General features: G+C 64.1%; 22 protein-coding genes. 13 read left to right on the forward strand and 9 right to left on the reverse strand.

Features of this window, described 5'->3' with window-relative positions; translation table 11 throughout:
* Positions 1-232: 232 nt before the first annotated feature.
* Positions 233-1,408 (forward strand): mandelate racemase, encoded by a 1,176-nt coding sequence (locus tag AB7245_RS35710; RefSeq protein WP_085405194.1) that lies wholly within the window; start codon positions 233-235, stop codon positions 1,406-1,408.
* 38 nt (positions 1,409-1,446) lie between these two features.
* On the opposite strand, the gene AB7245_RS35715 is transcribed toward AB7245_RS35710, so the two are convergent.
* Positions 1,447-1,965 carry a GNAT family N-acetyltransferase gene (locus AB7245_RS35715; protein WP_085405195.1) on the reverse strand — a complete coding sequence of 173 codons (519 nt, stop codon included), beginning with the start codon at positions 1,963-1,965 and terminating at the stop codon, positions 1,447-1,449.
* Between the two features lie 13 nt (positions 1,966-1,978).
* Entirely contained in the window at positions 1,979-2,770 is a 792-nt protein-coding gene (locus AB7245_RS35720; RefSeq protein WP_085405196.1) for an ABC transporter substrate-binding protein, read from the reverse strand.
* A 238-nt stretch (positions 2,771-3,008) separates the two neighbouring features.
* On the opposite strand from AB7245_RS35720, the gene AB7245_RS35725 reads away from it, so the two are divergent.
* Positions 3,009-4,202, forward strand: coding sequence for an efflux RND transporter periplasmic adaptor subunit (locus tag AB7245_RS35725; protein ID WP_085405197.1), 1,194 nt, complete (start codon positions 3,009-3,011; stop codon positions 4,200-4,202).
* Positions 4,203-4,215: 13 nt separating this feature from the next.
* Complete coding sequence (locus AB7245_RS35730) at positions 4,216-7,374, forward strand: efflux RND transporter permease subunit (protein ID WP_085405198.1); 3,159 nt, start codon at positions 4,216-4,218, stop codon at positions 7,372-7,374.
* A gap of 280 nt (positions 7,375-7,654) precedes the next feature.
* Here the strand turns inward: AB7245_RS35730 and AB7245_RS35735 are convergent, their stop codons facing one another.
* Complete coding sequence (locus tag AB7245_RS35735; protein ID WP_085405199.1) at positions 7,655-8,827, reverse strand: MFS transporter; 1,173 nt, start codon at positions 8,825-8,827, stop codon at positions 7,655-7,657.
* A 60-nt stretch (positions 8,828-8,887) separates the two neighbouring features.
* Here AB7245_RS35735 and AB7245_RS35740 point away from each other — a divergent pair, with 60 nt between their 5' ends.
* The 4 genes from AB7245_RS35740 to AB7245_RS35755 all read left to right on the forward strand — a co-directional run bounded on the left by AB7245_RS35740 (position 8,888) and on the right by AB7245_RS35755 (position 14,308).
* Complete coding sequence (locus AB7245_RS35740) at positions 8,888-9,685, forward strand: AraC family transcriptional regulator (RefSeq protein ID WP_167768049.1); 798 nt, start codon at positions 8,888-8,890, stop codon at positions 9,683-9,685.
* A 266-nt stretch (positions 9,686-9,951) separates the two neighbouring features.
* The gene (locus AB7245_RS35745) at positions 9,952-11,304 is read left to right on the forward strand and encodes a malonyl-CoA decarboxylase (protein WP_085405200.1); all 1,353 of its coding nucleotides are present in this window, start codon (positions 9,952-9,954) and stop codon (positions 11,302-11,304) included.
* 220 nt (positions 11,305-11,524) lie between these two features.
* A complete protein-coding gene (locus AB7245_RS35750; RefSeq protein ID WP_135214825.1) occupies positions 11,525-12,973 on the forward strand; it encodes an MmgE/PrpD family protein in 1,449 nt (482 codons plus the stop codon).
* A gap of 189 nt (positions 12,974-13,162) precedes the next feature.
* Positions 13,163-14,308: a DUF418 domain-containing protein gene (locus tag AB7245_RS35755; protein WP_085405202.1), complete on the forward strand. Its 1,146-nt coding sequence runs from the start codon at positions 13,163-13,165 to the stop codon at positions 14,306-14,308.
* A gap of 148 nt (positions 14,309-14,456) precedes the next feature.
* Here AB7245_RS35755 and AB7245_RS35760 read toward each other — a convergent pair whose 3' ends face one another.
* The 6 genes from AB7245_RS35760 to AB7245_RS35785 form a co-directional block, all read right to left on the reverse strand.
* A complete protein-coding gene (locus AB7245_RS35760; RefSeq protein WP_085405204.1) occupies positions 14,457-14,744 on the reverse strand; it encodes a GIY-YIG nuclease family protein in 288 nt (95 codons plus the stop codon).
* Positions 14,745-14,959: 215 nt separating this feature from the next.
* Complete coding sequence (tarD, locus tag AB7245_RS35765; RefSeq protein ID WP_071910182.1) at positions 14,960-16,129, reverse strand: D(-)-tartrate dehydratase; 1,170 nt, start codon at positions 16,127-16,129, stop codon at positions 14,960-14,962.
* A 138-nt stretch (positions 16,130-16,267) separates the two neighbouring features.
* Positions 16,268-16,525: a DUF3297 family protein gene (locus tag AB7245_RS35770; RefSeq protein ID WP_015684132.1), complete on the reverse strand. Its 258-nt coding sequence runs from the start codon at positions 16,523-16,525 to the stop codon at positions 16,268-16,270.
* Positions 16,522-16,998 (reverse strand): glutathione peroxidase, encoded by a 477-nt coding sequence (locus AB7245_RS35775; protein ID WP_085405205.1) that lies wholly within the window; start codon positions 16,996-16,998, stop codon positions 16,522-16,524. The genes AB7245_RS35770 and AB7245_RS35775 overlap by 4 nt, the downstream gene beginning before the upstream one ends.
* A gap of 2 nt (positions 16,999-17,000) precedes the next feature.
* Positions 17,001-18,401 (reverse strand): amidase family protein, encoded by a 1,401-nt coding sequence (locus tag AB7245_RS35780; protein ID WP_439035489.1) that lies wholly within the window; start codon positions 18,399-18,401, stop codon positions 17,001-17,003.
* 212 nt (positions 18,402-18,613) lie between these two features.
* Positions 18,614-18,871 (reverse strand): DUF6894 family protein, encoded by a 258-nt coding sequence (locus AB7245_RS35785; RefSeq protein WP_063981427.1) that lies wholly within the window; start codon positions 18,869-18,871, stop codon positions 18,614-18,616.
* A gap of 248 nt (positions 18,872-19,119) precedes the next feature.
* On the opposite strand from AB7245_RS35785, the gene pqqA reads away from it, so the two are divergent.
* The 6 genes from pqqA to pip all read left to right on the forward strand — a co-directional run bounded on the left by pqqA (position 19,120) and on the right by pip (position 23,520).
* Positions 19,120-19,200 (forward strand): pyrroloquinoline quinone precursor peptide PqqA, encoded by an 81-nt coding sequence (gene pqqA / locus AB7245_RS35790; RefSeq protein ID WP_007595659.1) that lies wholly within the window; start codon positions 19,120-19,122, stop codon positions 19,198-19,200.
* Between the two features lie 124 nt (positions 19,201-19,324).
* Positions 19,325-20,254: a pyrroloquinoline quinone biosynthesis protein PqqB gene (pqqB, locus tag AB7245_RS35795; protein ID WP_085405207.1), complete on the forward strand. Its 930-nt coding sequence runs from the start codon at positions 19,325-19,327 to the stop codon at positions 20,252-20,254.
* Positions 20,255-20,274: 20 nt separating this feature from the next.
* Positions 20,275-21,030, forward strand: coding sequence for a pyrroloquinoline-quinone synthase PqqC (gene pqqC / locus AB7245_RS35800; RefSeq protein WP_175618535.1), 756 nt, complete (start codon positions 20,275-20,277; stop codon positions 21,028-21,030).
* 12 nt (positions 21,031-21,042) lie between these two features.
* Positions 21,043-21,354, forward strand: coding sequence for a pyrroloquinoline quinone biosynthesis peptide chaperone PqqD (gene pqqD, locus AB7245_RS35805; RefSeq protein ID WP_085405208.1), 312 nt, complete (start codon positions 21,043-21,045; stop codon positions 21,352-21,354).
* Entirely contained in the window at positions 21,351-22,544 is a 1,194-nt protein-coding gene (pqqE, locus tag AB7245_RS35810; protein ID WP_085405209.1) for a pyrroloquinoline quinone biosynthesis protein PqqE, read from the forward strand. Before pqqD ends, pqqE begins: the two co-directional genes overlap by 4 nt.
* A complete protein-coding gene (pip, locus tag AB7245_RS35815; protein ID WP_085405210.1) occupies positions 22,534-23,520 on the forward strand; it encodes a prolyl aminopeptidase in 987 nt (328 codons plus the stop codon). Before pqqE ends, pip begins: the two co-directional genes overlap by 11 nt.
* Positions 23,521-23,581 lie beyond the last annotated feature (61 nt).

A 23,581-nucleotide genomic window follows, 5' to 3' on the forward strand; every position in this document is an offset into this window, starting at 1 on the left:
AGAAACGTTCTAAACATCGCGAGTGACAGAGCCGTGTCAGTTTGACGCACGAGACACTTTGCGCAGTGGTCGAGGCATAATTTTTTATGCAGCCACCCGCTTCGCTTCACCGGGGCGCGTCTTGCCGTTTTATTCCAAGGGCGAAGACAAAAATGATCACGGGCAGGTTGTTGCGTGATGCACCGGGTTGCATTTAGCTTTGCCGGACAAGAACAAAGTCTCAGGGGGAAACATGAAAGCCGCTGTTCACAGGCGCACGCGCGATGTCGCGTCTGCTCTGGTCGCAACGTCCTTTGCCGGCTTTGCAAATTTCGCCGCTCATGCCGAGATCGTCGTCACCGCCAATGACGGCAAGATGATGCTGGAGAACGGCAATGCCGTGGTGCGCAAGCAGCCGTTGCCGGACACGGTCAGCGTCATCGATCTCACCGATGGCGCGCTGAAGCTTTTGGGCGAGGTGCCGGCACCCGCCAGCGTAGTCGGGCCGCCGCCGAGCGTCGCGATTGCGCCGGACGGCTCGCTTGCGCTGGTCACGGGGGCGATGAAGCTCGATCCCGCGGATACGACCAAGACGGTCCCCGACGACAAGCTCTCGGTGATCGACCTCAAATCCACCCCGCCAAAGGTGCTTGCGACATTGCAGGCCGGACCAGGCGCCGCCGGCGTCTCGATCAACCGTGCCGGCACGCTGGCGCTGGTTGCCAACCGCAGCGAGGGCACCGTCTCGGTCTTCGCGATCAGCGGCAATACGCTGACCGCAGGCGGGAAGATTCAACTCGGCGATGCCAAGTCGGGCCCCAGCCATGTAGTGTTCTCCCGCGACGGAGCCACCGCGCTGGTCACCCGCGACGGCGACAGCAAGATCTCGCTTCTGAGCGTGGACGGGACCAAGGTCGAATACACCAAGCGCGACCTCTCCGCCGGCATCCGCCCCTACGACATCGACCTCACCGGCAGCGCGGTGGCCGTCGTCGGCAATGTCGGTGCCAGCAGCGGCGACAGTGACACGATCAGTCTGATCGACATGACCGCCAAGCCGATCCGCGTCGTCACGACGGTTACCGTTGGACAGACACCTGAGGCCGTGAAGATGTCGCCGGACGGCAGCCATGTCGCCGTCACCGTCATGAACGGCTCGAACAAGCCCTCGGCCTCGCCCTTCTTCAACGATTTCGGCCTGCTCAAAGTCTACAAGATCTCGGGCACCGACCTCACGCCGGTGGCGGAGGCCAAGATCGGCCATTGGTGCCAGGGCATGGTGTGGTCAAAGGACTCAAAACATGTCGTGGCGCAGTGCATGGTCGAGAACGAGCTGATCGCATTCTCGTTCGACGGCAAGGCGCTGACCAGGACGTCGACGCTCAAGCTGCAGGTGAGCCCCGCAGGCATTCGCACCGCGGAGCCGTGAGTCAGCCCTAATAACGGGCGAAGCGCCCCGAGATGCCGTCAGAGCCGCTTGGTGAAATGGTAGCGACGAATGCCACCACCTAGCGTCTTGTTGCTGGCGGCATCGGCGATCTCTTCGCGCACATTCTCGTATCCCGCGTTTCGATACAGCGTCAGCGCATCCTGCTGAAGCTCGGACGTGCTCAGCTGCAATTCTGGACGATTGCGGCGGCGGCACTCCCCTTCCGCAAACGCCAGCATCTTTCGCGCGATACCCCGGCGCCGCGCGCCGGGAGCAACGTACATGCGCCGTAACTCCATCGCGTGTTCGCCAGAGGCCTCCAGTCCAAACATGCCGACGATTTCATCGTCATCGACGGCGACCCAGAAACCGCCGCTCCGACCCGAATAATAATCGGCGAGACGATCTATCTCCTCCGCGAGGGAGCGGGTGATGTATCCTTCAAACGCCTCCGCCAAATGCACCGGCGCCAACAGGCGATTGACCTGGATGAACAGCTCGCGCACGGCGGCTGCATCGGCGGGCAAGAAAGCGCGGATCCGAATCTCGCTTGCCATGGAGGCGGCGCCGCTATTCCGTCCGGATCGGCGTGTCCTTCAGGCCGTTGTTGTCATAGGCCTTGCGCAAGGTGCCGTTCGTCGTGGCTTCCGTCATGAACCTGGAAACGAACGTCAGCGCCTGGGGATGACCGAGCGGGACGGCGACGGCCGTCACCGTTTTCTTGAAGGTCTCGTCCAGCACCTTCGTGCCCGGGATCTTCTGCGCCATCTTGTTGAGCTGGTCGCGCGACAGCGCGAAGGCGTCGATCTCGCCGCTCTTCAGGAAGCCGAATATCTCGTCATAGGTCTGATAGCCCGTGACTTTCGCATTCTTCAGATGCGCGATCGCGCCGCGCATGGTCGTGGTGGCATTGACGGCCGCGACCTTGATGCCGGGCTGGTCGAGGCTGGCGAAGTTGGTGACGGCTGAGCCGGGCTTGACGATGTAGGTGGCATCCGCGACCTCGTAGATCGGGCCGAACATCATCTTGGTCTCACGCTCGGGATCTTTTGGCAGCCAGGTGACGTCCCAGGTCCCCTTGCCGGCCGCGTCGGTGATCTGCCCGGAATTCTGGTGCACGACATATTCGACGGGCACGCCGAGTTGGCCGGCCATCTCCTTGCCGAGGTCGACCGGCACGCCGGCATAGCCGGCTTCGGTCTTGGTCGACCAGAACGCGCCGCCCGCCGGGCTGATCGCGATCGCGACCCGCAGCTTGCCGGTCGGGGCGATCTCGTCCTTCAGGCCATCGGCTAGCGCGGGCATGGCGACTGCCGCTGCGAAAACGAGGCCGGCAAGGGCCGCCTGGAGGGACGTGGGCATGTCATGTTCTCCTCACCTTTTCTTCTCTGCTTCTCGACCGCTTCGTTTCCGTCACTCGGCCTTTGACACAATTCTGGTCGATCATGCACGATGAAAAGCGGTTTGCCATGACAAACGTGTCAAAGGCCACTGCGCCATTTGCAATGCAAGGCTGGTGACCGCCATGGCTATGGTGTTCCACGGCCGGGCATTTGTTGGTAGCCTGCCACACCGACAGACAATAATCGGGGGCCACCGAATGACCTGCGCGAATCCCGCTGATCTCGCACAACGGAACGGAGCGTGGAGACATGTCGGGCGGGCACTCGTTGCCGCAGCGGCCGTGGTGGCGCTCGCCGGCTGCGAGGACAAGAACACGTTCGTGGCACCGCCGCCGCCGAAGGTGGACGTCGCGGCGCCCGTGCAGCGCGCGGTGACGCGCTATGTCGAAGCCACCGGCAACACCGCGCCGGTCAAGAGCGTCGATCTGGTGGCGCGCGTGCAGGGCTTCCTGCAATCGATCGACTATCAGGACGGCAGCTTCGTCAAGCAGGGCACCCAGCTTTTCTTAATCGAGCCTGAGACCTACAAGCTCAAGCTCGAGCAGGCGCAGGCGGCCGAGGTCGGTGCGCAGGCCACGCTCAAGCAGGCCGAGGCCGATTTCAAGCGGCAGGTCGACCTCGTGCAGCGCCAGGCTGTCTCGCAGGCGACTCTCGACACCTCGACATCCACCCGCGACAACGCCCAGGCCAGTCTCCAGCAGGCCCAGGTCAATACGAGGCTCGCCGAGGTCAATTACGGCTACACCAAGGTGAGCGCGCCGTTCGACGGCATCGTCAGCGCGCACCTGGTCTCGATCGGCGAGCTCGTCGGCGTCTCCTCCCCGACCCAGCTCGCAACCATCGTCGCGCTGGATCCGATCTGGGTGAACTTCACGGTCAGCGAGCAGGACGTCCTTCGCATCCGCGCCGAAGCGGCCCGTCGCGGGCTGACCGTGGCCGACCTCAAACAGTTGCCGATCCAGGTGGGCCTCCAGACCGAGACCGGCTATCCGCATGAAGGCCACCTCGACTACGTCTCGCCGACCCTCAATACATCAACGGGCACGCTCGCGGTACGCGGCGTCTTGCCCAACGGCAAGCGAGCGCTGCTGCCCGGCTATTTCGTCCGGGTCCGGGTGCCCTTCGACCAGGACAAGAACGCCCTCCTCGTCCCCGACACCGCGCTCGGCAGCGACCAGGGCGGCCGCTATCTTCTGGTGGTCAATAGCGACAACATTGTCGAGCAGCGCAAGGTGCAGATCGGTCAGGTCGACAACGGCCTGCGCGTGATCGAAAGCGGCTTGAAGCCGGACGATCGCGTGGTGATCGCGGGGCTACTGCGCGTGATCCCGGGCCAGAAGATCGATCCGCAACCGACGAAGATCGACCAGCCGCAGGCGTCGGCCAAGTGAGGGGTCGCCAGCCATGATCTCGAAATTCTTCATCGAACGGCCGGTCCTCTCGAATGTCATCGCGCTTCTGATGATCCTGATCGGCGGCGTCGCGCTGTTCAACCTCGCGGTCGCGCAATATCCCGACGTGGTGCCGCCAACGGTGCAGGTCACCACGCGCTATCCCGGCGCCAGCGCCAAGACCGTGATCGACACCGTCGCGCTGCCGATCGAGCAGCAGGTCAACGGCGTCGAGGACATGCTCTACATGCAGTCCTACAGCGGCTCCGACGGCACCTATACGCTGACCGTGACCTTCAAGATCGGCACCGACCTCAACTTCGCGCAGGTGCTGGTGCAGAACCGTGTCTCCAGCGCGCTGTCGCAGCTGCCAACCTCCGTGCAGAACCAGGGCGTCACCGTCCAGAAGAAGTCGACCTCGATCCTGCTGTTCGTGACGCTGACCTCGCCGGACAGGACGTTCGACAGCCTTTATCTGAGCAACTACGCCACCATCAACATCCGCGACGAGCTTTCGCGTCTGCCCGGCGTCGGCAACGTCACGGTGTTCGGCGCCGGCCAATATTCGATGCGGGTGTGGCTCGATCCGAACAAGCTCCAGGTCCGCGGACTGATGCCGTCGGACGTCGTCACGGCGATCCAGCAGCAGAGCCAGCAGGTCTCGGCCGGCCAGGTCGGCGCGCCGCCGACGCCGCCGGGACAGGCGTTCCAGTACACGCTCAACGTCAACGGCCGGCTCGACGACACCACCCAGTTCGAGAACATCATCGTCAAGACCGGCACCAGTGGCGACGTCACGCGCGTGCGCGACGTCGGCTGGGTCGAATTGGGCGCGCAGACCTACAGCCAGATCTTCTCGCTGAACAATCAGCCGGCCACCGGCATCGGCGTGTTCCAGTCGCCGGGCGCCAACGCGCTCCAGGTCGAGCAGGCCGTCGAGAAGAAGATGGCGGAGCTTGCAAAGCGATTCCCCGAAGGCATCAAATACGACACGCCGTTCGACACCACCAAATTCGTCGAAGCCTCGGTGCACGAGGTCTACATGACGCTGATCGAGGCCGGCCTGCTGGTGCTGGTCGTGATCCTGGTGTTCTTGCAGGACTGGCGCGCAATGCTGGTGCCGGCGACCACCGTGCCCGTCACCATCATCGGCGCCTTCGCGGCGATGGCGGCGCTCGGCTTCACCATCAACATGTCGACGCTGTTCGCGATCGTGCTCGCGATCGGCATCGTCGTCGACGACGCCATCGTCGTGGTCGAAGGTGCCGCGCACAACATCGAGCAGGGCATGAACGGCCACGACGCCGCGATCAGGGCAATGGACCAGCTGTTCGCGCCGATCGTCGGCATCACCCTGGTGCTGATCTCGGTGTTCCTGCCGGCATCGTTCCTCGCCGGCCTCACCGGGCGCATCTATTCGCAATTCGCGCTGGTGATCGCGGCGACCGCGCTGCTGTCCGCCATCAACGCGGCGACGCTGAAGCCGACGCAATGCGCGCTCTGGCTGCGGCCCACGGTGCCGCCGGAGCAGCGCAATTTCTTCTACCGCGGCTTCAACGCCGTCTATGACCGTGTCGAGCGGGGCTACACGCGCCTCATCGGCGTGCTGTGCAGGAACAGCACGATCTCGGTCGCATTCGCACTGGTGCTGATCGGGATCGGCGGCTACGGCCTGTCGCGGGTGCCGACCGGCTTCCTGCCGATCGAGGACCAGGGCTACCTGATAGCGGCCGTGCAACTGCCCGATGGCGCCGCGCTGGAGCGGACCCAGACGGTGCTCGACAGGGCGAGCGAGCTGATCAAGGACACGCCTGGTGTCCAGCAGGTCATCACCATCGCCGGTATCTCCGCGCTCGACAACAGCGCCAGCCTTGCCAATGCCGGCGTCGCCTACATCATCCTGAAGGACTGGTCGGCGCGCAAAGGGCCCGGCGAGGATCTGCGTTCGCTGGTCTACGGGCTGAATGACAAGCTCGCGACCATCATGGAGGCGCGCACCCTGGTGCTGCCGCCGCCGCCGATCCAGGGCATCGGCAACGCGGCCGGCTTCTCGATGCAGATCGAACTGCGCGACGGCAACAGCGATTTTGCAAAGCTCCAGGCCATCACCGGCGCGATGGTTTCCAACGCCCAGAGCCAGAGCGCGCTGCAGCGCGTATCGTCCTCGTTCCGCTCGTCGGTGCCGCAGTTCAACGTCGAGATCGACCGCATCAAGACCCAGACGCTGCACGTCACCACCGATCAGGTGTTCGCGGCGCTGTCGACCTATCTCGGCTCGTCCTACGTCAATCAGTTCAACAAGTTCGGACGCGTGTTCCAGGTCTATACCCAGGCCGATCCGGCATTCCGCGTCACCGAGCGCGACATCGCCAACATGCAGGTACGCAACTCGAACGGCGACATGATCCCGATCGGCACCGTCGCCACGATCACGCCGGCCACCGGCCCGTCGCTGATCAGCCTCTACAACCTCTACCCTTCCTCGACCATCGTCGGCCTGCCGGCGCAGGGCTACTCGTCCGGCCAGTCGCTGCAGCTGATGGAGGAGATCGCGGACAAGACGCTGCCGCCGGGCACGGGCTACGAGTGGACCGCGATGTCCTATCAGGAGAAGGCCGTCTCGAACCAGATCTACTGGGTGTTCGGCCTTGCCATGCTGCTGGTCTATCTCGTGCTCGCCGGCCAGTACGAGAGCTGGTACGCGCCGATCTCGGTGATCCTCGCGGTGCCGCTATCGCTGATCGGGCCCATGCTCGTCCTCAACGCCTTGAAGATCGACAACAACCTCTATTGCCAGATCGGCCTGATCCTGCTGATCGCGCTGTCGGCCAAGAACGCGATCCTGATCGTCGAGGTCGGGCTCGAGCTGCATAACCGCGACGGCAAGCCGGTGCTGGAATCCGCGATCGAGGCGGCGCGCGCCCGCTTCCGGCCGATCCTGATGACGTCGTTCGCCTTCATCCTCGGCGTGGTGCCGCTGGTGATCGCGACCGGCGCCGGCGCCAGCGCCCGCAAGTCGATCGGCATCACCGTATTCTCAGGCATGCTGGCCTCGACCTGCCTTGCGGTGCTGTTCGTTCCGGCCTTCTTCGTGGTGGTGCAGCGCTTCGAGAACTGGCGCACGTCGAAGAAGGCGCCGAAGGCAAAGACGGTGGCCGAGGTGAAGCCGTAGTTTTTCCGCGGAGGGCGGGCTGCCGACAAACAAAAAAGTCGAAAACAACCCCATGCACAGTAGAACGGCGTTGATGGCATTGGGCTTTTTTGAGCGTTCCGGTGCTTTGACACGTCGGGCAAAACACCGGCAGAATGGCATGATGGGGGTATGGGCGACCTCCCTCCTCATCACCCGTCATTGCGAGCGCAGCGAAGCAATCCAGAGTCCCTCCGCGGAGGCAGTCTGGATTGCTTCGTCGCTACGCTCCTCGCAATGACGAGCGGAGAGAGCCCCGGCCTCACGCCGCCGCCGGCGTCCTGATCTCGCGCGGCAGGATGATGGCGGCGGCGATCGCGAGAAGGCAGAGCGCGGCGAAGGCGTGCAGCATGGTGACGAAGCCGCCCTGTTCGTAGAGCCAGGCGACCAGGCCGACGGAGGCGCCCGCGGCGGTGAAGCCGATGAAATAGCGCACCGCATAGGCGCGCGAGCGCCATTCCTCGCTGGTGTATTTGCCGACCATGGCATCGTTCACCGTGACCTGCCCGAACGCACCCATGACGATGCCGATCGAGACCAGGATCAGCGGCAGATTGGACAGGCTCGCGGCGAGATAAAGGAACGGCGCCAGCATAAAGGACAGCGGCAGCGCCACCGTCTTCAGCGAGTAGCGGTCGAGCAACCGGCCGATCGTGTACTGGGTCATCGCGCCGAACACGTAGACGCAGGCGGCGATGACGCCGAGCAGCGCCGGGCTTTTCGTCAGGTCCGCAAGCCGTTCCGCGAACAGTTTTGGCAGCGCGACGGTGACCGCATTGAACGTGGTCGAGATCGCGATGACCACGATCAGCAGCGACAGGATCACGCGCCACATGTCTTTCTTCGCCACGCGCGCTTGAGCTGCCGCCTGCTTCGAGCCCTTGCGGTCCTCGTGCACGACCATCATCGCAAAGGCGATGCCGATCAGGATGGTGACGACACCGGGCACGATGAAGGCAAAACGCCAGCCGAGATACTGGCCGATCACGCCGGTAACCAGCGCGGACGACGCAACGCCGAGATTGCCCCAGACGCCGTTGATCCCCATCTCGCGGCCGAGCCGGTCGGCATAGGACACGATCATCGCGGTGCCGACGGGGTGATAGATCGAAGCAAAAATGCCGATCGCGAACAGCGCCGCGCCAAGCTGTGCCGGGGTCTGCACGAAGCCGACCGAGATCATGGAAGCACCGATGCCGACGAAGAAGATCAGCATCATGTGGCGGCGGCTCCAGCGGTCCCCGAGCCAGCCGGTGAGCAGCGAGCCCGCGCCGAAGGCGACGAAGCCCGGCGTCGCATAGGGCAGAAGTTCCGAATAGGCCATGCCGAGCGCCGGCCCCATGATGATTACGGCGGCGGCGAAAATCAGCATCGCATAATGGTCGATGAAATGGCCTGCGTTGACGAAACTGATCACCCGGCTGGGGCTGTTCATTCCGAATCCTCTCTTGCTCCGAAATGAGTTATATGTCGGACCCATGACGGGATGCCGCCAATGAATGTCTTGGAAACGCCAATCCTCCGGGAGGTCCGGAGCAACCATCTCTCGCCCGCGGGCGTGCACCTGGTTGCACGCGACTATCCCAAGGGCATGCGGATCGATCCGCATATGCACCGCGAGTCACAGCTCATCTACGCGGCCAGGGGGACGATGCAGGTGACGACGCCCGCGGGGCGCTGGCTGGTGCCGCCGGACCGCGCCGTCTGGGTGCCGGCCGGGCTCGAGCATGCCCTCGACCTGCTCGCCGACATCGAGATGCGCACGCTGTATTTCGACCTGCCCTGGCTCAAGCGCGAGCAACGCTATGAGGGGCTGACCAAGGAATTCGTGGTGCGAGTATCGCCGCTGCTCAACCAGGCGATCCTCGCGCTGTTCGACACACGCAACACCGAGGAGCGGACCGAGCTGCTGGTCCGCCTGGTGATGCTGGAATTGCACCAGGCGGAGGATTCCGCGACCTTCGTGCCGCTGCCGCATGAGCCGCGCTGCCGGCGCGCCGCGATGATCGTGCTCGACGATCCCACCGGCCTGCACGACATCGACACGCTGGCGCGCGAGGTCGGAACCTCCGTGCGTACGTTGTCGCGGCTGTTTTCGACCGAGACGCAATTGAGCTTCAAGAGCTGGTGCCAGCGCGCAAGGGTTGCGGCAGCGATCCAGCGGCTGTCGACCGACCCCAATGTGTCGGTGAAGCAGCTCGCCACCCAGCTCGGCTATGCCAGCGTGCCGGCGTTTTCGGCAGCATTCCGTCAGGTCACGGGGCGGACGCCGACGGAGTTTGCGGGGAAGTAGTCACGGTGTCGTCGCCCGGCTTGACCGGGCGACCCAGTATTCCAGACGGCCGTGATTGAGCCGAGAGGCCGCGGCGTACTGGATGCCCCGGTCAAGCCGGGGCATGACAGCTTTGGTGGCACTCTCGCCCTCGCGGGGCATGACAGCTTTCCTGGTGGCGCATGGCACCACGAAAGATACAAAATTCCCCTGCTTGATTGTGATCGGCTTCCGCCTAAATCCCGTGTAAGCTTCCGCAGCGCACAAACCGGAATCGAAACGACCAGATGGCCAACGCCTTCTTCTCAGACCTGCTCGCCACCATCTCCGATCGCGGCCGCACGCTGCTGCGCCGCGGGGATTCCGACGACACCAAGCACGATGCCGACGGGCTGATCGAGCTCTGCGGTGCGCTGCTGTCGGGCCGGGGCGAAGCTTCGGGCACTGCCATGGCGCGTGAGGTGCTCGACATCTACCAGGAGCTGGATGCGGCAGGACGCCGCGCCTTCTTCGAAGCCCTGGTGCGCGATTTCGGCCCCGATCGCGAACGCCTGTCCAAGGCGATCGAAAAATGGCGCGCCAAGCCCAGTGACGAAGACGCGAGCTCGCTGCACTTCGCCTCCGAGCCGCGCCGGCAGGAGCTGATCCGCCGCCTCAACCGCGCGCCGGGCGGCACCGGCGATCTCGTCAACATGCGCGCCGATCTGCTCGGCATGATGAACGGGCACACCGATCTCGCCGCGCTCGATCGCGACGTCTCGCACCTTCTCTCGTCGTGGTTCAACAGGGGGTTTCTCGTGCTGCGCCGGATTGACTGGTCGACCCCGGCCAACATCCTCGAAAAGATCATCCGTTACGAAGCCGTGCACGAGATCAGCGACTGGGACGACCTGCGCCGCCGCATCGATCCGGTCGACCGGCGCTGCTACGCCTTCTTCCATCCCGCGATGGTTGACGAGCCCCTGATCTTCGTCGAGGTGGCGCTGACCGAGACGATCCCCGGTGCGATCGCGCCGCTGCTGGCGGTCGACCGCCAGCATCTGCCGATCGAGCGTGCGCGCACCGCGGTGTTCTATTCGATCTCCAACACCCAGCGCGGGCTTGGCGGCATCTCCTTCGGCAGCTTCCTGATCAAACAGGTGGTCGAAGAGCTGCGCCGCGAGACGCCAAAACTCGACACCTTCGTGACGCTGTCGCCGGTGCCGGGCTTCATGCAATGGGTGAAGCAGGACAGGGACCTGCCGCTCTCGGACGAGGACCGCGAGGTGCTGAAGCGCCTCGACGATCCCAAATGGTTCGAGAACCCCGAGACGACGACGCTGCTCCGCACCGTGATCGAGCCGCTCGCGGCCTATTACTTCCTGAAGGCGCGCACGCCGAAGGGCAAGCTGATCGATTCCGTCGCCCGCTTCCATCTCGGCAACGGCGCACGGCTCGAGCGCATCAACTGGCTCGGCGACCTCTCGCCGAAAGGCGCACGCGAGTCCGCCGGCGTGATGGTCAACTACCTCTACCGCCTCGACGACATCGAGAAGAACCACGAAGCCTACGCCAACGACGGTGAGGTCGTGGCGTCGAGCGCGGTGAAGAAGCTGCTGAAGGGCGAGGGGCGCAGGCTGCTGGATATGCGGCTGTCGTAGGGGCAGCCCTGCTCGCGCCCCATCGTCATTGCGAGGAGCTCTTGCGACGAAGCAATCCAGATTGTCTCCGCGGAGAGAGACTGGATTGCTTCGCTGCGCTCGCAATGACGGAGGATGTGGTGGCACCCAGGGCGCTTCTGGCGCCAGCGTCGGCTACTAGACACGCGGCTGTCCTAAGCGCTAGACGTTTCATCAGTTCCTGCACCAAAGACGGGACACCATGAAACGACGCGACTTTCTCGGCCTGACCGCAGCGGCGGCAACCAGCCTCTCGCTTTCGCCCGCACGGAGTTTCGCGGAGGGATCTGGCTCCGGGCCAGAAATGACGGCGCTGTGCGACTACATGAGCGCTGCGAAAACCCGCGCGCTGCCACCCGAAGTCGTCGAACAAGCAAAGCACCACATCCTCGATACGCTGGCGTCGATGGTATCAGGATCGGAGCTGCCGCCCGGTCAGGCGGCGCAGCGCTACATTCGCGCCAATGCTGCGCAGGGGACATCGACCATTGCCGGCACATCGCTCACCGCGTCGCCAGTCGAGGCCGCGCTTGCCAACGGCGTCATGGCGCATGCCGACGAGACCGACGATTCGCACAGCCCGTCGCGCTCGCATCCCGGCTCTTCGACTGTTCCCGCGGCACTTGCGCTCGGCGAACACCTCGGAATCGACGGCGCCCATTTTCTGCGTGCGGTGACGCTGGGCTACGACGTCGGCACGCGCGTGGTGATGGCAATGGGCGGGGCCGATTTCAGCTATGAGAGCGTGCTGAGCACGCACAGCATTGCCGGCACGTTCTGCGCCTCGGCTGCTGCCGCCTGTGTCGCCGGCTTCGATGCGCGCCGGATGCGCTGGGTGCTCGACTATGCCGCGCAGCAATCCTCCGGCTTCATCGTGTGGCGGCGCGACGTCGACCATATCGAGAAAGGGTTTGTGTTCGCCGGCATGCCGGCCCGCAACGGCGTGACGTCAGCACTGCTGGTGCGTTCGGACTGGAACGGCGTCGACGACGTGTTCTCAGGGCCAGACAATTACTTCCTGGCCTATGCGCCGAAGGCTGCGACCGGCAAACTCGTGGAGAAGCTTGGCGAGCGTTACGAGATCGCAGGCACCGACATCAAGAAATGGACGGTGGGTTCACCGATCCAGGGACCGCTCGATGCGGTCTACGCCATCCGCAGCAAGCAGGCGTTCGAGGCCGATCAGGTCAAGCGCGTGACCGTGCGCCTCGCGCCGTCCGTCGCCGAGGTCGTGGACAACCGCGACATCCCCGACATCTGTCTCCAGCACATGGTCGCCGTGATGCTGCTCGACAAGACCGCCTCCTTCCACGCCGCCCACGACAAGCCGCGCATGCAGGACGCGGCGGTTTTGAAGGAGCGCGCCAAAGTGAATTTGGTGCGCGACGAGGAGCTGGCCAAACTATTGCCGGTGCGCGTCGCCGTCGTCGAGATCGAGCTCACTGATGGAAGCCGCCTCTCCGAGCGCGTCACCGCCGTGCGCGGCACGCCGCGCAACCCGATGACGCGCGACGAGGTCATCGACAAGGCACGCGATCTGATTGCCCCAGTGGTCGGCGGCGAGAAGGCCGAGCGGTTGATCAAGTCGGTGTATGAGATTGAGGCTGTGACCGACATCCGCAGCTTGCGGCCGCTGCTGCAACGCGTGTGAGGAGCGAAATTTCGTAAGGGATGGCAGACTTTCGCCACATCGTCATTGCGAGGAGCTCTTGCGAAGAAACAATCCAGACTGCCTCCACAGAGAGATTCTGGATTGCTTCGCTGCGCTCGCAATGACGGAGCGTGTGGCAGGCATCTCGCCCCGCGCCACGCGTCGTCGAGCTACAATTGGAATTCTTCCATGACATCCGATGGTGCCGCATCTCCTCGGGCAATAAGCCCCTCGGACCGGATCGACGCCATCGACGTGCTGCGGGGCATTGCCCTGTTCGGCGTCATGGCCATCAACGTGGTCATGGAATTTCGCATTTCGATCTTCGAGCAGTTTCTTGGTGCCAGGACGCTTGCTTCGCCGGTTGATCGCGCTGTCGAAACGATCCTGACGCAGGCCGTGGAGCTCAAGGCGTTTGCGCTGTTCTCGCTGCTGTTCGGCGCAGGCCTTGCCATTCAATTCGACCGGCTCGCGAACAGCGAGCGCCGCACTTTCCTGCTCCTGCGGCGGCTCGCTGTGCTGCTGGTGTTCGGCGTCATTCATTTGTGCCTGATCTGGAACGGCGATATCCTCACCGAATATGCACTGGCGGGATTCATCGTGCTGCCGTTCCTGTTTGGCCCGCGCTGGTTGCTGACGCTCGCCGCGCTGGCGTCTCTCGCGCTGTATCTGGCCATGCAGGCCTTTCCGCCCGCGGGGTTGTTTCCCGGCAGGACCGCGATCTGGCGGGACGTCATGGATGCAAATCGCATCTATGCGACGGGCGGCTTCCTCGACGTGCTGGCGTTTCGTCTCCGCGAAATTCCTCTCATCGCGTCCCTGCACGCGTTCGTCTTCTTGCGCACGATCGGGCTGTTTCTCGTCGGAGCGCTGGCCTGGCGGAGCGGCATTCTGCAAAATGCCCGCGGCCTGCTCGTCATCGCGCTTCCGGCTATCTGTCTCGGCGCGGCCTTGCTTTACGTCGGCATCGAGCCGCTCGGCAACATCCTGCTGGCGCTGGGCTATGGTGCCGCCATCCTCTTCATCGCCAGTTTCGGACGCGGCAAGAGGCTGCTCGGCTGGGCCGCGCCGCTCGGCCGGATGGCATTCACCAACTACATCGCACAATCGCTCATCTTCGGCTGGATCTTCTACGGCTACGGCCTTGGCCTGTTCGGACGGCTCGGCATCACCCAGGCCCTCGCTATCGGCATCGCCGTCTACGTCGGACAGGTGCTGTTCAGCGCATGGTGGCTGCGCCACTACCGACACGGCCCGATCGAATGGCTGTGGCGCACGCTGATGTATGGTGCACTGCAGCCGATGTTGTTGTCACGGGTGGAGGGCGTGCAGTGACCAAGGTCCCTCCGCCGTCATTGCGAGGAGCACTTGCGACGAAGCAATCCGGATTGCCTCCGCGGAAAGATTCTGGATTGCTTCGCTACGCTCGCAATGGACGGGATGAGTGGCGCCCTCTCGCCTACTACCGCCACTCCCCCTGTAGTCAGATCAGCGTCTCGTAGAGATCCGTCCAGTCCGGATTGGCGCTCTCGATCAGCGCAAGCTTCTTCGCTCTGCTGCCACCCTTGATCTGCTTCTCACGTACAATCGCATCGGTCATTGTCGCGTGCAGTTCGTACCAGACGAGAAGCTTGCAGCCGTATTTCGACGAGAAGCCCTTCACCAGGCCCTCATGATGCTCGAACGCGCGGCGCGGCGGATTCGAGGTGACGCCGACGTAGATCGTCCCATTGCGACGATTGGCGAACATGTACACGCAGGGCTGCTTCATGATTATTCTCGATCAACGAGAGCGTTCACGATATCACAACCAAGAGATGATCGCGAGCAGCATTTGCAATAGGCGTGACAGAACGCAGCTCTCTCCGCCGTCATTGCGAGGAGCGCAGCGACGAAGCAATCCAGACTGCCTCTGCGAAAAGACTCTGGATTGCTTCGCTGCGCTCGCAATGACGGAGAGTGTCGGCGCGGCCGTCGAGCCCAATCCTACTCCGCCAGCGCCTTCATTTCCTTGTAGAGATCCGACTTGCCTTCGAAGCCGATGCCCGGCAGGTCGGGCATGGTGATGTGGCCGTTCTCGACGCGCACGCCATCCGGGAAGCCGCCGTAGGGCTGGAACAGGTCGGGATAGCTCTCGTTGCCGCCGAGGCCGAGGCCGGCTGCGATGTTGAGGGACATCTGGTGACCGCCGTGGGGGATGCAGCGGCTCGGCGACCAGCCGTAGGTTTTCAGGACCTCCAGCGTGCGCTGGTATTCGCAGAGGCCGTAGGATAGCGCGCAGTCGAATTGCAGCCAGTCGCGGTCGGGACGCATGCCGCCGTAGCGGATGAGGTTGCGCGCGTCCTGGTGGCTGAACAGGTTTTCGCCCGTGGCCATCGGGCCCGGATAGAATTCGGCGAGCGCGGCCTGCAGCGCGTAGTCGAGGGGATCGCCGACCTCCTCGTACCAGAACAGCGGATAGTCCCGCAGCATCTTGGCGTAGGCGATGCCGGTCTCGAGATCGAAGCGGCCGTTGGCATCGACCGCGAGCTGCGCGTCCTTGCCGATCTCCTTCAGCACCGCCTCGATGCGGGTGCGGTCGTCTTCGATCGACGCGCCGCCGATCTTCATCTTCACGACGTTGTAACCGCGATCGAGATAGCCGCGCATCTCGCCGCGCAGCATCGAGAGATCCTTGCCGGGATAGTAGTAGCCGCCGGCGGCGTAGACGAACACGCGCGGATTGGCTTTGACGCCGTGCCGCTCGGCGAGCAGCCGGAACAGCGGCTTGCCTGCGATCTTCGCCACCGCGTCCCACACCGCCATGTCGATGGTGCCGACCGCGACCGAGCGCTCGCCATGGCCGCCCGGCTTCTCGTTGGTCATCATCGCGCCCCAGACCTTGTCGGGGTCGAGATTGTCACCGGCCGCATTCAGCAGCGACTTCGGATCGGCCTCCAGGATGCGCGAGGCAAAGCGCTCGCGGATCAGGCCGCCCTGCCCGTAGCGACCGTTGGAATTGAAGCCGTAGCCGACGACGCGCTTGCCGTCGCGGACGACGTCAGTGACGACGGCGACGAGGCTCGTCGTCATCTTGGTGAAGTCGATATAGGCGTTGCGGATCGGCGAAGAGATCGGCTTCGTGATCTCGCGGACGTCGACGATGCGGACGGACATGGGATTGGCTTTCGCTAACGGTGAGAAACGTTCGTCATTGCGAGCGGAGCGAAGCAATCCAGACTGTCACCGCGGAAAGACCCTGGATTGCTTCGTCGCTGCGCTCCTCGCAATGACGAGGACAGAGTATACGCGCGCTTACTTCTTATCCCTGAAATACGGCTCGACCGGACCATGCACCTTGATCGTCAGCGGATTGCCGTGGCGGTCCTTGGCGTTGCCGGCGGTGACGCGGACCCAGCCTTCGCTGATGCAATACTCCTCGACATTGGTCTTCTCGACACCCTTGAAGCGGATGCCGACGTCGCGCGAGAGAATATCCGCGTTGTAATAGGGGCTGTTCGGGTCGACCGACAGGCGGTCCGGAAATTCGTCGCTCATGATTGTCTCGCTCATAACAGGGTCTCGATTTGATTCCGCAGTCCTTCCGGCCGTGCGGTCGGCGCGTAGCGCGCGATCACCTTGCCGGCACGGTCCACGAGGAACTTGGTGAAATTCCATTTGATGGAGGCGCCCAGCAGGCCGGATTGCTGGCGTTTCAGGTAGTCATACAGAGGGTGCGCATGGGCGCCGTTGACGTCGATTTTCTCGAACAGGGGAAAGGTGACGTCGTAGTTGGTGGAGCAGAAGGCTTGGATCTCGCTCGCCGGCCCCGGCTCCTGCGCGCCGAACTGGTTGCAGGGAAAGCCGAGCACCGAGAAGCCGCGCGGCGAGAGGTCGCGATAGAGATCCTCGAGCCCGCGATATTGCGGCGTGAAGCCGCATTTGCTCGCGGTGTTGACGATCAGCAGCACCTGCCCCTCGAAACGGCGCATGGGCACCTCCTCGCCGAGAAGCGAGTTGGCCTTGAAGTCGTAGATCACAGACATCACTAACCCACGGGATCGATCGGCGACGGCGGCACGCCGCCCGCCTCGATCGCTTCGCCTGCGAGCAGACACAGATCCTCGCGATAGCGGCCGGACACGATGTGCACGCCGACAGGCGCCTTGCCGACCAGACCGGTGGAGACCACCAGGCCCGGCAGTCCCATGAACGGGGTCGCGATTTGCGGCATCTGCGCCTCCCAGACACGCTCGAAGGACTCACTGTCCTTGCGGTCGAGATGATCCGGGAACGGCAACTCGCCGGACACCGGCGTGAGCACGACGGCATATTTCTCGAAGAACAGCATCCAGTCGCGGGTCAGTGCGGCGCGGCGCGTGAGCGCCTTGGCGTAGTCCGCCTGGTCCATCGGCGTGACCTTGGCGCGATTGCCGCGCAGGCAGGCCAGCGCACCGGGATCGCCTTCGCGCTCAGCCATCTCCAGCTGCGCCTCATAGCCGTCGCCAAGCCAGAGTTTCCTCTGCCACGCGACCGCCTCGCGCATCGGCGGCGTGTTCTCGATGACCTCGACAGTCCAGCCGGCGCGCTCCAGCCGCTTGCCGGCGTCAGTCACGGCCGCCTTCACCTCCGGTTTGGTCGCAAGCCCGTCCGGATTGAGGCAGAGCCCGGCGCGCTTCGGCCGCGCGGGGCCCTCCAGCGGCGCCGGCACGAACCAGGGGTCGCGGATGTCGCGGGCCGACATGGCTTCGAGCGAGATCCTGAGATCGTTGACCGTGCGCGCCAGCGGGCCCGAGACGGCCATGATCTGCGGCCCGATCGGACGCTCCGGCAGCGCCGGGTTGAAGGCGGGGATGCGGCCGAGCGTCGGGCGCAGGCCGTGCACGCCGCAGGCATAGGCGGGATAGCGGATCGAGCCGGCGATGTCGGTGCCGTGGGCGATATGGCCGATGCCGGCCGCGACCGCCGAGCCGGCGCCGCCGGACGAGCCGCCCGGGGTCAGCGAGGCATCGCGGGGGTTCTTGGTGTCGCCATGGACCAGATTGGTGGTGAACCAGCGATAGGAGAAGGCCGGGCAATTGGTGCGGCCAAGCAGAATGGCGCCCGCTTTGCGGAAATTGGCGACCACCGGATTATCCTCGTGCGCGATCAGGTCGCGCTGGAGTTTCAGGCCGTTGGTGGTGGCAAAGCCTTCCTGGTCGACATTGGCCTTGATGGTGACGGGCACGCCGGCGAGCACACCGGGGTCTTCTCCCCGGGCGATGGCGGCATCGACGGCGTCAGCCTGCTTGAGCACGTCCTCCGGCCGGTGGTCGATCACCGCGTTGAGCTGGGGATTGACGGCGTCCAGGCGGGCGAGGCCGGCCTTGGCGGCCTCCCGGGCGGACACCTTTTTGGCCTTGACGAGGGTGGCGAGGTCGGCGGCCGACAGGCGCCAGAGATCTTGCATGGCTTGCTCCGTTTAACCGGCGTCTTTTAGCGCCGGGAACGCGGCAAAGCCATGCGGATTTCGCGGGGAGGAAGAGCGGGTTTGGCGCCGGGTGGCGCCTCATTCTCCGTCATTGCGAGCGCAGCGAAGCAATCCAGAATCCCTCCGCGGAGACAGTCTGGATTGCTTCGTCGCAAGGGCTCCTCGCAATGACGGGGGAGAGCGCGGGGGCCTCAATGCCTGGTCGCGGACTGATCCGGGATGTCCAGCAGGGCCTCGGTGAACGGGAATTCGAGCACGATCTCCCCGTCGTCGTCGGTCACCTCGATCACGGCCTCCATGAGCGCCGGCTGGGCGCCCTCCGACTTCACCACCTCCAGGATCATCTGGCGGGCGACCTCCCAGGCGCGATCGGGGTTACGCAGGTCCTCTCCGTCGGGATCCACGATCAATTCGTCGCCGATGCGGGTGTTGAAGAAGTATCTGGGCATCACGAGGGTCCAAATTGGGAGGCCTGTACCGGATTGAAAGCTGCACTGCACTCACAACTGCTTTATCAGGACAGGGTTCGCGACCGAATGCGCCACGCGCAAGGCAGCATCACGGGAAGTGATGTTCCAACATCATTTTCGCGGCGCAACATGGCTTTCTCGGGAAGATTTCACTAGCGAAGTTTTCCGCTCGCATTACTTTAACCGTTGGGCGGATACGTCCGAATTCGTGAAAATGGAGAGCCAAAATGGCTTGGAAAGCCCCGAAGATCGTCGAAGTGCCCTGTGGCATGGAAATCAACATGTATGTGAGCGCCACCCGCAAGTAAGCGGTTGGTGGTTTCTGCGCAGGTGGATCTTTCGGTCACGATCGGTTTCCGGAAGACACGAGCTTTGTCGGCATCCGTGTCGGCCTGAGATCCACCTCGCGACGTTCCCTCCAGGAGACGTATTATGCTTCGCGTCGTCGTCCTGGGCGCCGGGGCCGGCGGCGGAGTCCCGCAATGGAACTGCGGGTGTGAGGGCTGCCGGGCGGCCCGTGAAAATGGCCAGGAGCTTCAGAGAACCCAGGCCTCGGTCGCTTTCAGTGGCGACGGCGAGCACTGGTTCCTGATCAACGCCTCCCCCGATCTTCGCCAGCAATTGAACGCCACGCCGCAGCTGCATCCCAAGGCCGGCGCGCTGCGCCATACACCTGTTGCAGGCGTGATCCTGACCAACAGCGAGGTGGATGCGGTCGCGGGCCTGCTGTCGATGCGCGAGGGATCGCCCTTCACGGTCTATGCGCATACGAAGGTGCTGGCGATCCTGAAGAGCAACAGCATCTTCAACGTCCTGAACGAGAAGAACGTACAGCGCCAGCCGATTTCCATCCACGAGCCGTTCGAGCCGCGGCTGCCTGATGGCGCGCGCTCAGGACTTGAGGTGCTGCCCTTCGCGGTGCCCGGCAAGTCGGCCTGGTATCTGGAAGGCAAGGCGCATCCCGGCGGCGAGAGCGGCGACGGCGATACGCTGGGGCTCAAGATCACGGACAAATCAACCGGCAAGTGCTTCTACTTCATCGCCGCCTGCGCCGAGGTGACCGACGCGCTCAAGGCCGAGATCGACGGCGCCGCACTGGTGTTCTTTGACGGCACGGTCTGGCAGGATGACGAGATGATCAAGGCCGGGCTCGGCCACAAGACCGGCAAGAGCATGGGCCATGTCGCGATGTCCGGTCACGATGGCGCGATCGCGCGCCTCGCCGACCTCACTCTCGACAGGAAGATGTTTCTGCATATCAATAACTCGAATCCGGCGCTGCTGCCCGATACGCCCGAGCGCAAAGCGCTTGAAGCCGCGGGCTGGCGGATACCCGCCGACGGAACGGAGATCGTGCTGTGAATGCCGCGTCACTGACTGGAATGACCGCGCTCTCTGTTGGCAAGGACATCAGGCTCAACTCGGCCGAGGAGCTTGAGGCGACGCTGCGCCATATCGGCGCGACGCGCTATCACAGTCTGCATCCGTTCCATAAGCTGCTGCACGGCGGCAAGCTGAACAAGGGCCAGGTGCAGGCCTGGGCGCTCAACCGCTACTATTACCAGAGCACGATCCCGATCAAGGACGCCGTCGTGATCTCGCGCTTCCGCGACCGCGCTACGCGGCTGGAATGGCGCCACCGCATCGAGGACCATGACGGCGACGTCGGCAGCGAGGGCGGCATCGAGCGCTGGCTGAAGCTGACCGAAGGCCTCGGCCTCGACACGGCCTATGTGGAATCGACCGAAGGCATCCTGCCGGCGACGCGCTTCGCGGTCGAAGCCTATGTCCATTACTGCCGCGAGAAGAGCCCGCTGGAGGCGATTGCCTCCTCGCTCACCGAATTGTTCGCGCCGAACCTGCACGAGGAGCGCATCTCCGGCATGCTGGAGCACTACGACTTCGTCAATCCTGATATCATGAGCTACTTCAAGCGGCGGCTGGCGCAGGCGCCGCGCGATGCCGGCTTCGCGCTCGACTACGTCAAGGCGCATGCCACGACGCCGGAGCAGCGCGCCTCCGTCTGCAACGCGCTGATCTTCAAGACCAACGTGCTGTGGGTGCAGCTCGATGCGCTCCAGCACGCCTATGTCGAGGGCCACATTCCACCGGGCGCGTTCGTGCCCAAAGCGAGCTGAGGGACAAGCGCAATGGTCGGGCCGCGGAACATCAGCGTCAGCGAGGCAAGCCGCCCTGTGCTGCCGCGGCATGCCAAGCTGAAATATGACGAGACGCGCAAGGTCTGGGTGATCCTGGCGCCGGAACGGGTGCTGGCGCCCGACGAGATCGCGGTCGAGGTCTTGCAGCTCTGCGACGGCGAGCGCAATGTCGGCGACTTCGCCGACCAGCTGGCCGCGAAATACGCCGCGCCGCGCGAAGCGATCCTGGCGGACGTCATCGTCATGCTCCAGGATCTCGCCGACAAGGGCTTCCTCACCGAGGCCCGGGAGAAGACGTCATGAGCGACCTGCTCGGCAATCTTCCGCCCGACATCAGCGACAGCCTCGCGGTGCTGGAGAAGAGCCGCTCGACGGCGGAGGCGTTTGGCATTCCGCTCGCCGTATTGCTCGAGATCACCCATCGCTGCCCGCTGCAATGCCCCTATTGCTCCAACCCGGTCGAGCTCGATCGCTCCGGCAAGGAGCTGACGACCGAGGAGTGGAAGAGGGTCTTGAGCGAGCTCGCCGAGATCGGCGTGCTCCAGGTGCATTTCTCTGGCGGCGAGCCGACGGCGCGGAAGGACCTCGTCGAGCTGGTCAAACATGCCAGCGATGCCGGCCTCTACACCAATCTGATCACCTCGGCCGTGCTGCTGACGCGCGAGCGGCTCAGCGCGCTCGCGGACGCCGGCCTCTGCCATGTGCAGATCAGCTTCCAGGGTGTCGAGGAAGGCATCGCCGACCGCGTCGCCGGCTACAAGAACGGGCATCGCAAGAAGCTCGAAGTGGCGAAATGGACCCGCGAGCTCGATCTGCCGCTCACCGTGAACGCGGTGATGCACCGGCAGAATTTGCACCAGCTCCCCGACATCATCCAGATGTCTGTTGACCTCGACGCCGACCGGCTCGAGGTCGCCAATGTCCAGTATTACGGCTGGGCGCTGAAGAACCGCGCTGCCTTGATGCCGACCGTGGCGCAGCTTGACGAGTGCACCCGCCTCGTCGAGGAGGCGCGCGAGCGGCTGAAGGGCACGCTCGCCATCGACTATGTCGTTCCCGATTATTACGCGCTGCGGCCGAAGAAATGCATGGGCGGCTGGGGCCGGCAGTTCTTCAACATCTCGCCGGCCGGCAAGGTGCTGCCCTGCCACGCCGCCGAGAGCATCACCGGGCTCGAGTTCGAATCCGTGCGCTCCAACCATTCGATCGCCTGGATCTGGCAGAACTCGGATGCCTTCAACCGCTATCGCGGCACCGGCTGGATGAAGGAGCCGTGCAAGACCTGCGAATTCCGCGAGATCGATTTCGGCGGCTGCCGCTGCCAGGCCTTTGCGCTGACGGGCGATGCCGCCAACACCGACCCCGCCTGCGCGCTGTCGCCGCTGCACGAGACCATCTTCAAGCAGGCCGAGCGCGAGGCCGAGGGCGAGACCAACCGCTTCCTCTATCGCAATTTCGCCGGCGGCACTCTGGAATCCGGGAATGATGCCTGACGCCGACGCGGCCGCATCCGCCAAACGCGCCGATCCCTTTGCGCCGCTGACCTCCGACATGCTCGACGTCGGCGACGGCCACGAGCTCTATGTCGAGAGCGTCGGTCGTGCTGACGGCGTCCCCGCCATCTATCTGCATGGCGGGCCCGGCAGCGGCTGCCAACCCGACCATCGCAAGCTGTTCGATCCCGAACGCTTCTGCGCGGTGCTGTTCGACCAGCGCGGCTGCGGTCGCAGCCGGCCCAAGGGATCGCGCGAGCACAACACGACGGCGCATCTGATCGCGGACATGGAGAATATCCGCGAGAAATTTGGCTTCGACCGCTGGATGGTGGTCGGCGGCTCCTGGGGGGCGACGCTGGCATTGGCTTATGCCGAGGCGCATCCCGAGCGTGTCTCCGGCATTGCGCTCCGCGCAACCTTCCTGGGCACCCGCGCCGAGGTCGAAACCGCTTTCACATCGCGCCTGTCACAATTCTATCCGGCGCTCTTCGAGGATTTTCTGAGCGTGCTGCCGGTCGATGAGCGCGCACACCCGGTGGACGCCTATTGGCGCCGCATCCTCGATGCCGATCCGGCTGTGCACGGTCCTGCGTCGCGGGCCTGGCACGACACCGAGCGCGCTCTGTCTGAGCACAAGGCGGCAAAGACACGGCTGGACCTGGCATCGCTGAACGTGTGGCGCACGCTGCCCGCGACGCCATTCATGGAGGCGCATTATTTCGTCCACGACAGCTTCATGACGGATAACCAGCTGTTGCGGAATGCGGGCAAGCTCGCCGGCATTCCCGGCATCATCGTGCAGGGCCGCTACGATCTGTTGTGCCCTCCTGAGATATCCGAGCGGCTTGCGAAAGTTTGGCCGGGTTCCGAGATTCGGATCGTGGAAGAAGCCGGACATTCGCTCTATGATGCCGGCGTGCGGGACGCGGTCATGAAGTCGATCGCCGATCTCGCGTCGAAAGCCGCGGGCTAGATCGATCTCCTCATCCCGAGGAGCGCTCCAAAAGGAGCGCGTCTCGAAGGATAAGGGCCGG

The sequence above is a fragment of the Bradyrhizobium sp. 604_D8_N2_3 genome (genome assembly GCF_051810765.1).
In the GTDB taxonomy this organism is placed as follows: Bacteria; Pseudomonadota; Alphaproteobacteria; order Rhizobiales; family Xanthobacteraceae; genus Bradyrhizobium; species Bradyrhizobium barranii.

Bases quoted from the DNA above. Each gene is read 5' to 3' on its own strand.
- AB7245_RS35710 (WP_085405194.1), top strand. From the start codon at position 233: ATGAAAGCCGCTGTTCACAGGCGCACGCGCGATGTCGCGTCTGCTCTG.
- AB7245_RS35715 (WP_085405195.1), bottom strand. From the start codon at position 1,965: ATGGCAAGCGAGATTCGGATCCGCGCTTTCTTGCCCGCCGATGCAGCC.
- AB7245_RS35720 (WP_085405196.1), bottom strand. From the start codon at position 2,770: ATGCCCACGTCCCTCCAGGCGGCCCTTGCCGGCCTCGTTTTCGCAGCG.
- AB7245_RS35725 (WP_085405197.1), top strand. From the start codon at position 3,009: ATGACCTGCGCGAATCCCGCTGATCTCGCACAACGGAACGGAGCGTGG.
- AB7245_RS35730 (WP_085405198.1), top strand. From the start codon at position 4,216: ATGATCTCGAAATTCTTCATCGAACGGCCGGTCCTCTCGAATGTCATC.
- AB7245_RS35735 (WP_085405199.1), bottom strand. From the start codon at position 8,827: ATGAACAGCCCCAGCCGGGTGATCAGTTTCGTCAACGCAGGCCATTTC.
- AB7245_RS35740 (WP_167768049.1), top strand. From the start codon at position 8,888: ATGAATGTCTTGGAAACGCCAATCCTCCGGGAGGTCCGGAGCAACCAT.
- AB7245_RS35745 (WP_085405200.1), top strand. From the start codon at position 9,952: ATGGCCAACGCCTTCTTCTCAGACCTGCTCGCCACCATCTCCGATCGC.
- AB7245_RS35750 (WP_135214825.1), top strand. From the start codon at position 11,525: ATGAAACGACGCGACTTTCTCGGCCTGACCGCAGCGGCGGCAACCAGC.
- AB7245_RS35755 (WP_085405202.1), top strand. From the start codon at position 13,163: ATGACATCCGATGGTGCCGCATCTCCTCGGGCAATAAGCCCCTCGGAC.
- AB7245_RS35760 (WP_085405204.1), bottom strand. From the start codon at position 14,744: ATGAAGCAGCCCTGCGTGTACATGTTCGCCAATCGTCGCAATGGGACG.
- tarD (WP_071910182.1), bottom strand. From the start codon at position 16,129: ATGTCCGTCCGCATCGTCGACGTCCGCGAGATCACGAAGCCGATCTCT.
- AB7245_RS35770 (WP_015684132.1), bottom strand. From the start codon at position 16,525: ATGAGCGAGACAATCATGAGCGACGAATTTCCGGACCGCCTGTCGGTC.
- AB7245_RS35775 (WP_085405205.1), bottom strand. From the start codon at position 16,998: ATGTCTGTGATCTACGACTTCAAGGCCAACTCGCTTCTCGGCGAGGAG.
- AB7245_RS35780 (WP_439035489.1), bottom strand. From the start codon at position 18,401: ATGCAAGATCTCTGGCGCCTGTCGGCCGCCGACCTCGCCACCCTCGTC.
- AB7245_RS35785 (WP_063981427.1), bottom strand. From the start codon at position 18,871: ATGCCCAGATACTTCTTCAACACCCGCATCGGCGACGAATTGATCGTG.
- pqqA (WP_007595659.1), top strand. From the start codon at position 19,120: ATGGCTTGGAAAGCCCCGAAGATCGTCGAAGTGCCCTGTGGCATGGAA.
- pqqB (WP_085405207.1), top strand. From the start codon at position 19,325: ATGCTTCGCGTCGTCGTCCTGGGCGCCGGGGCCGGCGGCGGAGTCCCG.
- pqqC (WP_175618535.1), top strand. From the start codon at position 20,275: ATGACCGCGCTCTCTGTTGGCAAGGACATCAGGCTCAACTCGGCCGAG.
- pqqD (WP_085405208.1), top strand. From the start codon at position 21,043: ATGGTCGGGCCGCGGAACATCAGCGTCAGCGAGGCAAGCCGCCCTGTG.
- pqqE (WP_085405209.1), top strand. From the start codon at position 21,351: ATGAGCGACCTGCTCGGCAATCTTCCGCCCGACATCAGCGACAGCCTC.
- pip (WP_085405210.1), top strand. From the start codon at position 22,534: ATGATGCCTGACGCCGACGCGGCCGCATCCGCCAAACGCGCCGATCCC.